This window comes from Hahella sp. NBU794 (genome assembly GCF_050749805.1).
GTDB lineage: Bacteria > Pseudomonadota > Gammaproteobacteria > Pseudomonadales > Oleiphilaceae > Hahella.
Genome location: NZ_CP192738.1, coordinates 2,465,245 through 2,479,340, shown reverse-complemented (window position 1 = coordinate 2,479,340; position 14,096 = coordinate 2,465,245). Strand labels below are relative to the sequence as shown.

Genomic DNA, 14,096 nt, shown 5'->3' with positions numbered 1-14,096 from the left:
TCAGTCCTCGTAAAAGGTAAATGAATAATCCAGCATCAGCCGGTGGAGCTGGGCCGCGTCGTCGTACTCGTAGGTTTTACCAGCACGGGTTGCGGTGAAGTCATGCCCACGCAAGGCCAGCGTTTTGATAACCGCCTCCGCCAGCTGGTCCGCCTGCTTGAGCGTCGGGGCCCAGGCGTCTATCTGCGCCCGTTCGCGGCGGCTGTTATCCTCTCCGCCCAAGTCGTTGACGGGATCGTCTCCGACATACAGCAGGGACAGCGCTGGCGTTGCTGCGTGGGGCGGCAGAAAGCGTCCGTGAATCGCAGACGGCGGAATCAACGCTCTGATCTGATCCGCCTTACGCAGTCGTTTCAGTAATCGCGGAATAATCATCGGCGCGCCCTCGCTTGAATAATGGAACGCCACATGCGTTTGCCGGCGGCTTTGACCGCCGCGTCTTTGGCCCGTAGAAACGCCGGGCGCAGGAAAGGACGCGGGGCAATGCCGGGATGGTTAACGCCGGACACCACCTGTGATCCGATGCGCAGGCGCTTTTTGTTTTTGCGCTTGTTTCTTCCGCGCCCGATGGTTGGGTTGGGGATGGCGTGCGGCGCCGCGCCAAACTCGATAAAGCGGGCGTAGTAAGCCTTGGGATGGACGCCCACGCGACCGGTGTAGCCGCGACCGCTGCGATCCCTGCGGAGCTTGTAGCGGATGTGCTTGCGCAGGTGGCCGCTTTTCACTGGCGCGCCTTGACGGATCTCTTTCCTAAACGTTTTGGCCGCTTCGGTCAGCCCGTCCCGCGCCGCCTTGTTGGCCGCCTGTTTGCCGAGTTGCTGTAAAGCTTGGTGCAGCTCGCGCAAACCGCTGATCTTGACGCCGCTGCTCATACCGCCGCCCCCGTGTCCGCGCACATCAGCACCCACTCTTTGTTTTCCTCGCGGGTGTTGATGGCGGAATGGATGTCGTAGACGCGCCCCTGATAGATTGCCCGGTGATCCTGGGACGTGAGCCCAGCCAGCGCCGGCTCCCAACGCAGCACGATGCGGGTGGTCAGTTCGGCGCGGGGACCGCTGGCGGCCAGGAACTCGCGACCGGACAGCGGCTCCACGCCCGCCCAGCGCGTGACGAGTTCTCGCCAGCCTTGCACGGTTTCGCCGTACTCATCCTGAGTGGAGACGTTGGCTTGAATCGTCACCCGCCGCCGTAGTCGTCCCGCTCTCATAGCCGCCGAATCCGCAGCAGATCCAGCAGCGCTTTGGAGCACAGCGGGACTTGTGAGACCGTCGCCGCCGTCTGGTCCTCCCGTTGCTCGTACAGGGTGGCGATGATCATTTTTATGGCGTGCTTGGCCAGCTCGGGAATGCTCTCGCCTTCCTCCAGGGAAAGGCCTGAATATTCCTCCGCCAGATTGCGCGCCACGGCGATCAACGCTGAGATGTAGGCGTCTTCTTCCTCGTGCTCGACCCGTAGATGCTGCTTGGCTTCCTCTAAGGTGATGGGGGCCATTACGCCCCCTTACTCAACGTCAGCACCTTAATGGCGTTGGAGTCGACCAACATGCCGCCCACCCGCTTCGTGGTGTAGAAGTGGACGAAGGGTTTGTGCGTGTAGGGATCGCGCAGCATACGTGCGCCAATTCGGTCAACAATCGAATACCCGCGCATGAAGTCGCCAAACAAAATAGCGTTCGCATCCGCCGCCACTTCCGGCATGTCCTCGTTCTCTTCAATACCGTAACCCAACAGCATGGACGGCTGGCCCGCCTCAATGCCCGGACGCCACATGTAGTTGCCGTCCGCGTCCTTGAACTTGCGCACCTTCTCCACCGTGGTTCCGGTCATCATCCAGCTGGCGTTGCGACGAAACGCTTTCTTGAGACGGTAGATCACGCTTAGCAGGTTATCCGCGGTGAAGTCGCCCGCCTTGCCGCTGATCACTCGTTGCAGCTTGCCGAACTCGCGGGAGGCGTCCGGGGCCGCGTCCATGGCGTAAGACAGGATGCCTTTCGGTTTGCCCACGCCATCGCCATTTAGAAAGGCGTCGGCTTCGCGGTCGACGAACTCTTGCGCCACCTCGTCGGCGATCCATTGCTCAACGTTGAAATACACATCATCCAGCGCCTTTTGGGTCGTGGCGGGGTTGGCGTAGATTTCCCCCATGAAGGCTTCAATCTGCGCCAGCTTGGGTGTGTTGGTTTCCGGACGGGCGTCGGTTTCACCGACCCAGCCAGAGCCGGCGCCGCCCAGGTTAACCAAACGCTTGTACCCATCCGTGGACACCTGGATATTGCGGCACAGCGCCCGCATGGGAGACAGCTCGCGCTCTAATTCCAAAATCTGGCGGTCCAACTCTTCCGGCACGCCAAAGCCGCCGTCCTGATTCGCACCCAGGTTGACGGCCTTGACCTCAATGCCGGCGGCGTTGTTTTTTCGCATCCACTGGTCGATAAAGTGTTTGCGGTATTCCGCATCCCCTTCCACCGTTCCGGGGCGGTTCTGCTTTTTATAAAGGCCGTCCAGCTCCTTTTTCAGGGCCTCCAGTTCACTGAGCTGGGCGTTGAGCTTGTCGGTTTTTTCGGTGAGCTTGATTACCTCTGCGCGGGTGGCCTCCATAGAGGAGTCATTGGCTGATTTAAATTCCGTGAAGCGGCTAGACAGTTCTTCCGCTACGTCTTGGATGTCTTTTAATTCGACTGGCATCAGGGTTAGTTCCTTGTGGTGAATATATGTTTTAGGGATGAAATAGCGGCCAGGGCTTGTGCGTGCTCGGCGTTTCGTTGGCGGTGTTTGACCTGCGCAATGCGCGCCTCGTCATTGGCGGGAAAGGTCACCAGGGACACTTCCCACAAGTCGATTTCTTTAATCAAAAACGCTTCTTTGGCGCTGTCGTACTCCATGCCGTTGGACGGCACGGAATAACCAATAGAGAGGCCGGAAATAGAGCCGGCTTTAAGGTGCCCATAAGCGCGCTTGGCCAGTGGGTCATCGTCAACCAGCAGACGCCCGGACAACTTCAGACCGTGCTCGTCTTCCTCCATGGCGGTATAGACGCCAATAGGTTCATCCATGCGGTGTTGCCATAACAGCGCAGGCAGGCGGCCTTGCTGTTTCCAGCGTTCAAGCGAGGCCGTGAACGCGCCTTTGACGACAATGTCGCTGTACGAGTCTTTAACTCCGAATACGGAGCCGTACCCTTCAAACTCGCCGGTGTCGGAGAGAGACTTGATCTTTAATGGGATATCCAGTTTTTGCTTGGTGTGCATGCGTGCCTCGTCTGGCTGCTTAATTCGTTTCCGTCTCGTCGGCAGGCTGACCGTTAACCGCCATATTGAGCGGCGTCAGGTAGGTGTCGCCGCCTTCTCGTGGGTTCATATCCTCCAGGATGCGGACTTCGTTCGGACTCATGACGCCGTTTTGAATCATGGCCGTGTAGTATTCGCTGCGGGTCTTCATGTCGCCGCGCATCAGGGCGTTGATGTTGAACTTGGCGAAATAGGCGGCGCGCTCTTTGTCTGAGAGCAGCGACTTGTTAATGCGCTTCTCGATGCGGGTGCAATACGGGATCAGAGTGTGACGGGCGAACGCCAAGTCTTGATGCTCGATATTCGAAAACGTCGCCCGCTCCAGGTCGCCGATCATGTGCGGCGGAACCCGGAAAAAGCCGGCGATCTCCGAACGCTGAAACTTGCGGGTTTCAAGGAATTGCGAATCCTCCGCCGTCATCGACACTTGCAGCCACTTCAAGCCGCCGTCGAGGATCATTTCCCGGTTTTGGTTGGACACGCCCCTGTGTAACTCCATCTCCTGTTTCAGCCGCTCGTATTGTTTATCTGTCAGCGCGTGATCAGTGGAGAGCACGCCAGAGGGTTTCGCGCCATGGGCGAACAGTGTGGAGCCATGCTTTTCGGTCGCCTTGGCCAGCCCCAAACAGTGGCGGTTGTACTGAATCGGGTTCAATCCTGTTAAACCGTCCAGACTCCATAAGCGGATATGCAGCACCTCCTCCGCCGGCAGCGTGCGCACAGGGCCGCTTTTGAACTGCACGTCATAAGTCAGTTCGTAGTCGTTGGACAGTCTTGGCGTCACTGCGTCCGGGGCCATGGGCAGCAACTCCAGCACCCGGCCCGACGCCGTGCGGTTGATGTAGCTGTAATGGTTACCTCGTAAGCACAGGTGCGCGACGATCAGTTCTTTATATTCCTGGTCCGTCAGGTAGTCGTTCGGTCCATGCTTTAGAAGCGCCTGCAGCGGGTGGCCGCTGGCCTTTTCCGAACCGCCGCCGGGCAGTTCCTTAAACAGGTTTAAGGGCAGCATGCCGATAGATTCGGTTAGGACTTTGATGCACGAAAACACAGCGCTGATCTCCGGGGCGTTGCCGGGGGTGATCTGCACGCCGGCGTCGGCGTCATACCAAGCGCCCAGCAACTCCGCGAGCTTTGCCGAGCTGTCGATGACGGCGGCGTTCTTACGTTTGAAAATGGAGAACATCAGGCAAACCTTATGCTGGGACCAGTGGTTTCCGCCGCCAGCATGGCGCGGCCCACGGCCATGATGAGCGCGACCGCGCCGTCGATTTTTTTGTCTTTGTGTTCTTTGGTCGGGCGAACGATGTCGTCATCGGCGCCGCCCATATAGCGTCCGACCACGTTGCCCATACACCAAGTTAAAATGGGGTGGCCGTCGTGATGAAAACGCCCGGCGGCGATGGCCGCCTCCAGCTCCTTCATGCCGGCGGACATACCGGAATAGTTCTGCGTGATCTGCACCGGGTTCAGGTTCTCGTCGTCCAGGCGGTGCGACAGGTTCAGCGCGCCGTGCGGGTCGATGCCGATCTCCGCAATGGGGTGGCGTTGGTTGGTGTCGGTGACTTCCGCCAGCACTTCCAGATAGTCCACCTCGGCGCCATCGGTGGCGGTGAGCGCCCCCAGGTTGACCCACTTCTGATAACGACTGGATAGCTTGCGGTTGTCCGGGTTGTTGACTGTATCCTCGGGCGCCCAGAACACCGGCGAGAGGCAGTAGTAATGCCGGCGCACGCGGCGGTCGTCATCTGCCAGATCGCGATAGAACAGTTTGACGAAAGCGTTCAAGTCCAACTTGCCGGCCAAGTCGAGGCCGCCGATGCACTCCTGACCTTCGAAGTCTTCCACGCTCAGGCTGGGGTCGTAGCAGCGTTGCCATTGCTCCATGTTGAAGAACGCCGAGCGCGCCGTAACCCATATATTCAGGTGTTTAATTTTGAATATGTTCTGAAAGCGGGCGCTGCGAATCGCTTTTTGCTGCTGACTTTCCAGATACTTTTTATAAACGCTAACGCCCAGATTCGGATTAGCCATGGCCAATACATCCGGGTCCGCCCAGCGCTCCGGATCATCCACGCCATACATCAGGGCGAACAGCTCGTCATTCGGCGCGACGCCGTCCAGCATCTCTTGCGCCTCGGTCTGCTTGTCGTAGCAGGGGCCTTCGATGTTGTTGCCGGCGGTGGTGATAATAAACGTCAGCGGCTGCCGGCGTGCGCCCTGCCCCGTCACCATGGTCTCATACAGGTCGGGGGCGTCGTGTTCGTGATACTCATCGATCAGCGCACAGGAGGGGCTTGCGCCATCGCCGGGCTTACCAATGACCGGTTCAAAACGAGCCTCATCCGCCGGGCGGTTGAGGTTCTTCGCGTTGACCGCGATCCCTTTTGCTTTCTGAAGCAGAGGCGTTCTGGAGACCATCAGCTTGGCCGGCCTGAACACCTCCCAGGCTTGGCGTTCGTTGGTGGCTCCGCTGTAGACCTCCGCGCCGAACTCGTTATCGCAGGCGAACATATACAGCCCCACGCCGGCGGCGATAATGCTTTTACCGTTCTTCCTTGGCACGCACCAATACACCTCGCGGAAGCGGCGAAGATCGTCGGCCTTGCTCTTCCATCCGAAGATATTAACGAAGCCGAACACCTGCCAGGGCTCCAGCTTGATAAGCTGACGCTTGAACGCCCACTCGCCCTTGGTGTGCGGCAGCAGCTCGACGAACTCGCAGACACGCTCGGCCTCCGTCTTGTCGAAGTAATACGGATAGTCCGGGTCGCTCTCCTGGGCGAGATCGTCCAGGTAACGCTGGCACGCCAGGCGCGTGTACCGATACGCAGGGATAGACCCGTCCAGCACGGCGCGGGCGTACCGCGTCGCCGCCTCGACGTGAGGATATTTAGCCGCCATGGAGTAACCGAAATCAGAATTTATCGAAGGGGTTTGACGTGTCGTGATTGCCGCCGCCGGTCAGACGTTGGCGACTGGATGGGTCCAGGCCCAGGAGCGCCCCGAAGGTCGCCAGTTGTTTTAAGGATTCATTGGCGACGGTGGCCGCCGGGTTCTTCTTCAGGCCGCCGTTTGCGTCCGTGATCGTAATGCCGTATTGCGCTATCTCACGCTCAGACAAACGCCATCGACCATAGGCGGCGCAGAAGGCCTCTAGGTTATGCACGTCCGTAATGGCGATGATCTTTTGCGCGCAGAGCTCCGGGGCGATCAGCTCCCACATGCGGCGCGCGTCGTCGCCCAGCCAGTCCGGGCAATCTATGTTAGTGATCTGTGAAAACTGGGGTTCGTGGGTGTTGAGCTGACGCTTTCCGGGGTTGCCGGCCAGGAGCTTTTGCGCAACGGGCTTGGGCTTCCGCCCCCTTCCAGCTCTGGTTGCGGTTCCACTCATTGCGTTAGCCTGAAATTTTTAATTTCGCGGGTATAAAAAAAGACTTAGGGGTGCGGTGTTGGTCGCTCAGGTATCAGAAATTTGACCTGCCCCCCACCTTCGGCATCTTCAGAATCAGATCTGGCTTTGTCTCTGCATCTAGCGCTTTGCAACGCTTAAACGGGCGCTGACCACTTGATTAAAGCTCACAGCTTCCTGGTCTTTGGTCGTCCAATGTATCTGCCTCCTCTTGATTCTCCCACTTTCACCTCCATATCATTTTTAAGCAAAGGAATTTTATTGTGCTAAGGAGGCGAATATATGCCCCACAACTATGGTAGCCATCCTTCCGTTAGTCCTCTGAATATCAGAGGATACTCTTTCGCCCCTTACTCATTAACTATCCGTCTTTTCCGTAGAGCTTTAGAGCAAGTCACAATTAACTGCTCTCATTATTCGGCCCCAACACGGTGACCGCATTCAGCCCTCCCTTTCCAACAATCACTCTTAATCACAAGGGATCGCACATCTCAGCATGAGGCGATATAGGATTACTCATGAGACAACCTACACCTACTCGGGATTGGTACAGTTGCACCCACACACACTGCGACTGCGCCCAAGGGAGGGCCATGAATTGCGGATCGAGTCATCTAAATTGGAAATCTTTCCGTCAGCTACTCAGCGTTGGCACCGCGATGTCGAAGGAAACTCGGTCTCCATCGCCAGCTTTTCCGATCAAGCCAGAAGACTGAGGATATACAGCGAGATCCTAATTCAAAAATACGACTTGATTCCGTATGACTTTCTTGTCGCAGACTACGCCGTGGATTATCCATTCAACTACTTGGATGAAGACAGGGTCTTGTTGTCGCCCTATATCAATAGCGGAATGGATGAGACAAATAGCTTTCATTTTATGAATTGGATTAGCGAGCTATGGCGGCATGGTGAACGTATTCCAACCATTAACCTCTTGCTACGACTAAACCAACGTATTTTTCACACAATCGCCTACCATAGACGCGAAGAAGAGGGCGTCCAGAGTGCAGAAAGCACACTCTTCCTCAATACAGGGTCTTGCCGAGATTCCGCAAACCTTTTTATGGCCTCAGCCAGAAAACTAGGCTTTGCCGCAAGGTTCGTCAGTGGTTACATACATACCAATTGCATGTCCGCCCAGTCCGGCTCAACACATGCATGGGCGGAAGTATTTATTCCCGGCGCAGGCTGGAAAGGCTTTGACCCCACCAGAGGGTCAATAGCAGGAGCCGAACATATAGCCGTCGCAGTAGCCAGATTACCAGAGTCAATACCGCCAATAGCAGGTAGCTTCTTCGGAGTCCCCGGCTCATCCATGGAGGTAAATGTCGAGGTAAGTGACATCACTTAAGCCCCGCCATCAAGAGGTGTAGCCTATGTGGCTAAAAACAAGCTGTGAACTCCTTTTTACAATCGAATACCCCACTCCGTTCATATTGATGCTACGCCCCAGAAGCGGTGCGCAGCAGTGGATTGCATCCGAGGAGTATCTTCTTTTTCCGAGTGTTCCTGTTTTCGAGTTTACTGACGATTACGGCAACCTTTGTCAGAGACTGGTTGCCCCTCCTGGGAATTTTAGAGTCTATACGTCAGCCCGAATCATGACATCCAACTATATCGATGAGGAGCCAGGAGGCTACTTTGTAGATATTCAATACTTGCCTGACAGCGTATTAAAATATTTGCTGCCCAGTAGGTACTGTGAATCTGACTATTTTAATGAAATGGCGCGACAAATTACGCACAACCAACACCCCGGTTACGACCAAGTGGCTCAAATAGAAAGCTGGCTGCGTAAAACCATACAGTTTCAACCTGGAAGCAGCCTATTACCTCTTTCAGCTATCGAGGTGAATCAAAGGCAAATTGGCGTATGCAGAGATCTTTCCCACCTTGGCGTTGCTCTTTGTCGCAGCTTGAGCATTCCTGCTCGCATGGTGGTAGGTTACCTAAATGCCCTACAACCAATGGAATTACACGCTTGGTTTGAAGCCTTTGTGGCTGGGCGATGGTACACATTCGACGCAACACAGCATTCCAAAAAAGGAGGTTATGTCGCTCTGGGCTATGGTCGAGACGCAGCAGATGTCGCAATCTACAACCAGTTTGGTCCAGCTGTGTACCCCACTCAGCAAAAAGTATGCGTAGAGTTGGGTTAAATACGCCGGTATATTGCCTACATGAGCACTTATTTGTTAATGAAAATATATTTTTGAAAACGGTGTCTTTTTCCCTTCATTAGGAATAGGGTAAGAGATGCACCTTGCACTAGCATCTTGCTACCGTTTGCGCCTAGGTATCGCTACCGGCAACTCTCTCAGGACTCCCCACCTGCAAATAAATACCTCCAGAATGCTGTATCCGTCTAGGTGACATCATGAACGAGACCCGATCCACATTAAAATATTATTCCTGCCACGAATGGGTTCGCATCTTAGCCAGCTTCGCTATAGTAGGTGTAACAGATTTTGTGTCAGATCTTAAAGGCTCTATAAGGCTATCTTGTAACGTTGACTACACCAAGCTCTATGTCTCAGGAGAACAAATTGGGACACTTGAAACCCTAAGGGGGGAGACTCTGCCTTTTTACATGCCAATTTCAGGCTACATTGTCAGCACCAACAACCATCCTTCCCATGACACCAGCAATCCATATGGCAATGACTGGCTGCTCATTGTGAAAATTGAGGATGCTTCAGATATTAAAGAGCTAATGTCTGAATCCGAGTATGATATTACTTTCAGACTTTCGCCCATGTTTGCATATGCTTAAACTTTATTGCGTTCGCTACCTATGAGTACATACGGTAGCAATGCCACTGGATTGGCAACCTTGAGCGTCAGGTAGCGGCTTGCTTTTTCACGTCAATATTTGTTTTCATCCGGTGACACGCCTTACAAATACCCTGAAGATTACTGCCACGATTATCCCCTCCTTCCGCCTTGGGCAGTATATGATCCACCTCAGTGGCCGCACTGGTACGCCCCGCCTTTAAGCACACCTGACACAAATAGTTATCCCGTCTCAGTATCCGCACCCTCAGCTTACGCCATTGCCAACCGTAACCGCGTTGGGTGTCGCTGCCCTTCTGTTGTTGCCAGACTCCCCAACGTGTGGCCTCTCGCTTGTCTGCGTGGCTCTCACAGTATCGTGACTTATGTCGGGTCGTATTGGGGCAGCCTTTATCCTTACAGGGCCTTAGGGATGCCTTGGGCATTATCTTTCACTCTGCCGCTCTATGAGCCGGTCCAACTTATCGTTGATCGCCCGTAGATCTGTTTTAATCTCATTACGCACAGCATCAATACGCTGACGCTGTTGCACCTGCTCTTCATTCAGGTACTTAACCGCCAACGCGTTTTGCTCCACACGGCGATCTATGGAGCCCGCCCAGGTGATCACGGAAATGGCGATTACCAGCGTGCTGATCAGGTGGCCCACACTGATGGTCTTGTCCAAGTGCCAGTGCCTCCGGGTGGTTTGGTTCTCTTCCATTATTTCTTACTCATCACGTCGGTTACCTTGGGAGCGATCTTCTCCAGCGATCTGCCGGCGACGTATCCACCTAAGCCTATTTGCAGCAGGTCCCAGGCTTCCACGCTTAGCCTGAACGTCAGCAGACCGAAGGAGTCGCACACAACCAGCGCCAGAAAGCACAGCATAGTTAACGGGCGCCAATTGCGCTGCAGGATGCTTTGCCCTTGGGCCTCCGCCTGAATCGTTCTGGCCTTCGCCTCCAGCAGCTTGGTTTCGTACTCCATCACTCGCTGGGTTAGCTCGGCCTGAATCTGGAATAGTTGCGCTTGTACCTGCAGGCGCTCTTCGTCGCTGGTGTGGACGTTGTCGATCAGGTCGGCGACCGGTTTAAACAGGTTCAGAATTGAGGCCCAGGCGCTCATGGGTATTCTTTCCAAGGTAGTTGATAATGAGGCCCGTCGAAAAAGCCGTTGAAGTCACCGCCCCACTCTATGGGAATGCCCAGCCCTTCGGCGGCTTGCTTCACAGCGTCGGCGAGTATCTGATAATAGCGGGCCTCCCAAGTGATAGCGCCGTTTATCAGCACACCCAGGTCCACCGCATGCCCCGTTAAGTGGCGGCTGCGCATCGTCTTTGATTTGCCTGCCTTATACAGTTCCTTTTGGCGTTCAAGGCTGCGCAGACCTTCCAGCACAGTGAAGTCTATCGGGGTGATCTGAATCGCCCTTTCCACTACTTTCACAAGGTCAGGATGCAGGCCAACCAAGCGCGACTTGGAGCGCTTTCCTAAGTAGAAGCTCATGTTTTGCATAACCCACAAACGAAAAAGCCCCGCATAAGCGAGGCTCTAGAAAGCAAAAAACCCGGCCCCTTTCGGATACCGAGTCTTTATATGAAAACGCCCTGAGAGTTGTCAGGGCGTAGTAGTGCAGAATATGGGAAACAGCTTACACAATTGTTTCAAAAAAAGCAACAATAATGCAAAATTGGACAGTATATTTCCAAAAATTAAAACAATACGCCTTACTTAAGGCTTTGTTTTTGGGGTTTTAATATCTCCAAGATATTCTAAATCAATACTGACCTCATGCTGCGTATTTTTAGACGTTATTTACCACCCTGAAGGTACGATATTTCGCTATAAGGCGATAGCGAACAAGCTCAATACGGCCACAATCAGCCTGATGTGATAGATGTACTTAAGTGGGCAATCCTATCTGTTAGATTTTAGACTACGTGCATTAACGGCTATAAACAACAGCGCACCAACTACAGCGAAAAACCAAGCTGTACGTGGATGAGTGAATGCCTGTAGATATATAGGTGTTGGTATCGAAGCACTTACTAAATCAACACTATCCTTGGGATAAGGGCCAGTATACTTTTGTGAAGATAACAAATTTCCTTCTAAATCGTAGTGGTACTTCATTCTATTTCGCGCGGTAAATATATAAAAAGTAGAGTCCTCAGCTGGGAATAACTTGAATGGGCCGCCGGAGGCCTTTACTTGCCAGCCTCGTATAAACTGAAGAGAGTGATTATACAATTGGACTCTGCCAGATGACTCATGAGGTACGACTAGGTAGCCGTCAGGATATTCTAGGGCTTTACCGGTATTACCTACTGGCCATTCAAAGGACTGCGAAGCACCTAGGCCAGAAATTGACGAAAGTGCAGGACCAAAAAAGCCTATAGCCCCAACAATAACGCAGGCACTAGCCAAGAAGTTTAAAATAGTTTTCCATGTGAACCCTTTTTGAGAAAAAACGATACTAATAGCTTGAATGATCACCGCAGCCAGCAATACTAAGATAATAATCGAGGAAAAGTTTAGTTCCATAATTTGACGAATCTAACATTTGTATATCGCATTTTCGCGCTTATCAATTTCATGACCTTGCAGATCCTTCAGGGGGATTCAGTATGTTACATCCTATCCCTTATCTGACACCAAAAAACGTCGCATCGTGGCTTGCCATCCACACAACCGGCGCCATTTGCCGAGGTCACAACCATACTGTATTTTTATGCAGTATATTTTATCACTTTGGAGTTCACAATGCGCGTATCGCTACTTGGTCGCAGCGGTGCAAGGATGCGTTGTCATTTCTTCGCGCCATGTATTGAGATATGATGCCAAAGTATCCAACGGACACTGGGCCTTTACTAATGAAAGCTATCCCCAAAGCCACAATCCCTGACGAGCATCTGGACATCCCCAAATGCCGTGAAGCCGTGACTAAGGCCATGGCTAAACCGGAACCCACCTCAAATTTCGACCGCAAAAAGTGGTTAGAGAAAACCAAAGCACAGCTTAAGCAACATCAATCTGCATGACGGAAGCAGGCTATCGTCTCAGCTTGGATGCTGAAGACGACCTGGGCGAGCTATACCGGCGCGGCTATTGGCAGTTTGGCGAGCTTCAGGCAGACAAGTTTTATAATAAGCTGCACGACACCCTTGAATTACTAGCCGAGTTTCCCTACTCGGGACGCGATGCTGATTTCATTTTTCCGGGGATTCGGCGGATTGAGTTTTTGCCCTATGTGATCTTTTACGCTCCCCGTGACTATGGCGCATACATCGCACGGATCATGCACCAGAGTCAGGTAATTAGAGGACAGGACTTAGCCAGGGCGATGGAGAGCACCATATTATAGTCGCACTGTCTACGTGTACTCAGTGATAATTAAAACCTTTTTAAGCTTATCAAGGTAAAATACGTGAAGCTGGGCCGCCATGGGTCTTGCGTATAGACAAACCTCAGCATGCCCTAAATATTGAAACTTATCGCCGCTATCATCGTAGATTGTGACATGGCGTTCGTCCTCGTCCACTGGTGGAGAGAGGTCATGTTTAAGATGATCGCCAATCCTTGCGTACCAATTACTGTAGCTAGAAGCAAAGCAATCGAATGTAAATAGTTCCTTATCAGAGTCTTTGCTTAGAACTCCAAACTGGGAAAAGTACTCTTTATTTTTTGAATACTTCTCGCGGGACTCCTTTGGGTAATAGTCGCAATATATAAGTTCGTCTGGTGAGCAGTCTACTGACCACTTTCCGTCCTTGAGTGAATATGTTAGCCAATAATCGCCAATTGTAGGACCTCTATTTACATTTCCAATACATCCAGCCTCATCGCAAAAGGGAACCGCTACCAACACATCCTTTTCCCCCGGCTTGGCAAGATGGATCAGCCCCAAGGGTAGAAAATGAGATTTTTCTAACTCCCTTCCAAAAACATCATCTGGCTCGGGGAAGGCGGTATATTTATCACCATTTTTATATACTTCTAACGGCTCTACATTCATGAACTTACGCCACAGTATTTTTAAATATAACAGATTCATGCTACAGCTTGATCAACCTAAAAAGTCCGAAATTGCCCGATCCTCTTCAAAAATTCGATCGGTTATATAGAAAACATCTTTAATCCAAGGGTGGGCCAAAGCTTCCTCCCGGTCCAATATTCGACCGAAGTACTCTACATCTCGCCAAGGAGACTCGCCTCGGTCCACTACCATGACGCCACGGTTATCGTTGACAGTCTTCATTCTTACCGCAAAGGCCGTTCGGTTTTCTTGCTCTCCACCTTCTCCCCATTCTCCGAGACCAATAAGGGCGTAAACACCTTCCTCCTCATGACCAAGTGTGAATAAAGCAAAATACACAGCAAAGGCATCATTTTCCTTGTAAACGAAACGCGTAAGCCTCGTGGCTATATTCCCACAGCAATCGCACTTCGATTTACTGGGCTCTTCAAATTCTATTCTCAGCATAGTACAAGCCTTGCAGATCCTTCTTTATCTGGGGATTCAATATGTTACATCCTATCTCGTATCTAACGCCAAAAAACGTCGCATCGTGGCCTACCATCCACACAACCGGCGCCATTTGCCGGAATCACGGCAATACTG

At 52.8% G+C, this 14,096-nt stretch carries 20 protein-coding genes; 4 read left to right on the top strand and 16 right to left on the bottom strand.

The genetic code is table 11. The features are described from left to right. The 9 genes from ACQYWX_RS11160 to ACQYWX_RS11120 are packed head-to-tail and all read right to left on the bottom strand — an operon-like array spanning nt 1 to nt 6,680. Nucleotides 1-375, bottom strand: coding sequence for a DUF3168 domain-containing protein (locus tag ACQYWX_RS11160; protein ID WP_431688801.1), 375 nt, complete (start codon nt 373-375; stop codon nt 1-3). Beyond that, on the bottom strand, nt 372-872 hold the full coding sequence (locus tag ACQYWX_RS11155) for an HK97-gp10 family putative phage morphogenesis protein (RefSeq protein ID WP_431688800.1): 501 nt from the start codon (nt 870-872) through the stop codon (nt 372-374). The genes ACQYWX_RS11160 and ACQYWX_RS11155 overlap by 4 nt, the downstream gene beginning before the upstream one ends. Beyond that, entirely contained in the window at nt 869-1,207 is a 339-nt protein-coding gene (locus ACQYWX_RS11150) for a phage head closure protein (RefSeq protein WP_431688799.1), read from the bottom strand. Before ACQYWX_RS11150 ends, ACQYWX_RS11155 begins: the two co-directional genes overlap by 4 nt. Beyond that, nucleotides 1,204-1,491, bottom strand: coding sequence for a head-tail connector protein (locus ACQYWX_RS11145; RefSeq protein WP_431688798.1), 288 nt, complete (start codon nt 1,489-1,491; stop codon nt 1,204-1,206). The genes ACQYWX_RS11150 and ACQYWX_RS11145 overlap by 4 nt, the downstream gene beginning before the upstream one ends. Then, nucleotides 1,491-2,684, bottom strand: coding sequence for a phage major capsid protein (locus ACQYWX_RS11140; protein ID WP_431688797.1), 1,194 nt, complete (start codon nt 2,682-2,684; stop codon nt 1,491-1,493). Before ACQYWX_RS11140 ends, ACQYWX_RS11145 begins: the two co-directional genes overlap by 1 nt. A gap of 5 nt (nt 2,685-2,689) precedes the next feature. Beyond that, nucleotides 2,690-3,247 (bottom strand): HK97 family phage prohead protease, encoded by a 558-nt coding sequence (locus tag ACQYWX_RS11135; RefSeq protein WP_431688796.1) that lies wholly within the window; start codon nt 3,245-3,247, stop codon nt 2,690-2,692. 19 nt (nt 3,248-3,266) lie between these two features. Then, nucleotides 3,267-4,472, bottom strand: a complete 1,206-nt coding sequence (locus ACQYWX_RS11130) for a phage portal protein (protein WP_431688795.1) — start codon at nt 4,470-4,472, stop codon at nt 3,267-3,269. After that, complete coding sequence (locus ACQYWX_RS11125; protein WP_431688794.1) at nt 4,472-6,190, bottom strand: terminase large subunit; 1,719 nt, start codon at nt 6,188-6,190, stop codon at nt 4,472-4,474. Before ACQYWX_RS11125 ends, ACQYWX_RS11130 begins: the two co-directional genes overlap by 1 nt. Before the next feature lie 13 nt (nt 6,191-6,203). Continuing rightward, nucleotides 6,204-6,680, bottom strand: coding sequence for a phage terminase small subunit P27 family (locus tag ACQYWX_RS11120; RefSeq protein ID WP_431688793.1), 477 nt, complete (start codon nt 6,678-6,680; stop codon nt 6,204-6,206). Between the two features lie 514 nt (nt 6,681-7,194). On the opposite strand from ACQYWX_RS11120, the gene ACQYWX_RS11115 reads away from it, so the two are divergent. From ACQYWX_RS11115 to ACQYWX_RS11105, 3 genes are all read left to right on the top strand, one after another. After that, nucleotides 7,195-8,052, top strand: a complete 858-nt coding sequence (locus ACQYWX_RS11115) for a transglutaminase family protein (protein WP_431688792.1) — start codon at nt 7,195-7,197, stop codon at nt 8,050-8,052. 25 nt (nt 8,053-8,077) lie between these two features. Further along, nucleotides 8,078-8,860 (top strand): transglutaminase-like domain-containing protein, encoded by a 783-nt coding sequence (locus ACQYWX_RS11110; protein WP_216740464.1) that lies wholly within the window; start codon nt 8,078-8,080, stop codon nt 8,858-8,860. A gap of 218 nt (nt 8,861-9,078) precedes the next feature. Continuing rightward, nucleotides 9,079-9,474, top strand: a complete 396-nt coding sequence (locus ACQYWX_RS11105; protein ID WP_431688791.1) for a glycine cleavage system protein H — start codon at nt 9,079-9,081, stop codon at nt 9,472-9,474. A 67-nt stretch (nt 9,475-9,541) separates the two neighbouring features. On the opposite strand, the gene ACQYWX_RS11100 is transcribed toward ACQYWX_RS11105, so the two are convergent. From ACQYWX_RS11100 to ACQYWX_RS11080, 5 genes are all read right to left on the bottom strand, one after another. Beyond that, nucleotides 9,542-9,919, bottom strand: coding sequence for an HNH endonuclease (locus ACQYWX_RS11100; protein ID WP_431688790.1), 378 nt, complete (start codon nt 9,917-9,919; stop codon nt 9,542-9,544). Beyond that, complete coding sequence (locus ACQYWX_RS11095; protein ID WP_011398331.1) at nt 9,919-10,197, bottom strand: hypothetical protein; 279 nt, start codon at nt 10,195-10,197, stop codon at nt 9,919-9,921. Before ACQYWX_RS11095 ends, ACQYWX_RS11100 begins: the two co-directional genes overlap by 1 nt. Further along, entirely contained in the window at nt 10,197-10,601 is a 405-nt protein-coding gene (locus tag ACQYWX_RS11090) for a 3TM-type holin (RefSeq protein ID WP_253938772.1), read from the bottom strand. The genes ACQYWX_RS11095 and ACQYWX_RS11090 overlap by 1 nt, the downstream gene beginning before the upstream one ends. Further along, nucleotides 10,598-10,981 (bottom strand): M15 family metallopeptidase, encoded by a 384-nt coding sequence (locus tag ACQYWX_RS11085; RefSeq protein ID WP_431688789.1) that lies wholly within the window; start codon nt 10,979-10,981, stop codon nt 10,598-10,600. Before ACQYWX_RS11085 ends, ACQYWX_RS11090 begins: the two co-directional genes overlap by 4 nt. A 411-nt stretch (nt 10,982-11,392) precedes the next feature. After that, nucleotides 11,393-12,019 carry a hypothetical protein gene (locus ACQYWX_RS11080; protein WP_431688788.1) on the bottom strand — a complete coding sequence of 209 codons (627 nt, stop codon included), beginning with the start codon at nt 12,017-12,019 and terminating at the stop codon, nt 11,393-11,395. Between the two features lie 493 nt (nt 12,020-12,512). Here ACQYWX_RS11080 and ACQYWX_RS11075 point away from each other — a divergent pair, with 493 nt between their 5' ends. After that, a complete protein-coding gene (locus tag ACQYWX_RS11075) occupies nt 12,513-12,839 on the top strand; it encodes a type II toxin-antitoxin system RelE/ParE family toxin (protein WP_431688787.1) in 327 nt (108 codons plus the stop codon). A gap of 9 nt (nt 12,840-12,848) precedes the next feature. On the opposite strand, the gene ACQYWX_RS11070 is transcribed toward ACQYWX_RS11075, so the two are convergent. Further along, nucleotides 12,849-13,490: a hypothetical protein gene (locus ACQYWX_RS11070; protein ID WP_431688786.1), complete on the bottom strand. Its 642-nt coding sequence runs from the start codon at nt 13,488-13,490 to the stop codon at nt 12,849-12,851. A gap of 51 nt (nt 13,491-13,541) precedes the next feature. Continuing rightward, nucleotides 13,542-13,958, bottom strand: a complete 417-nt coding sequence (locus tag ACQYWX_RS11065) for a hypothetical protein (RefSeq protein WP_431688785.1) — start codon at nt 13,956-13,958, stop codon at nt 13,542-13,544. Nucleotides 13,959-14,096 lie beyond the last annotated feature (138 nt).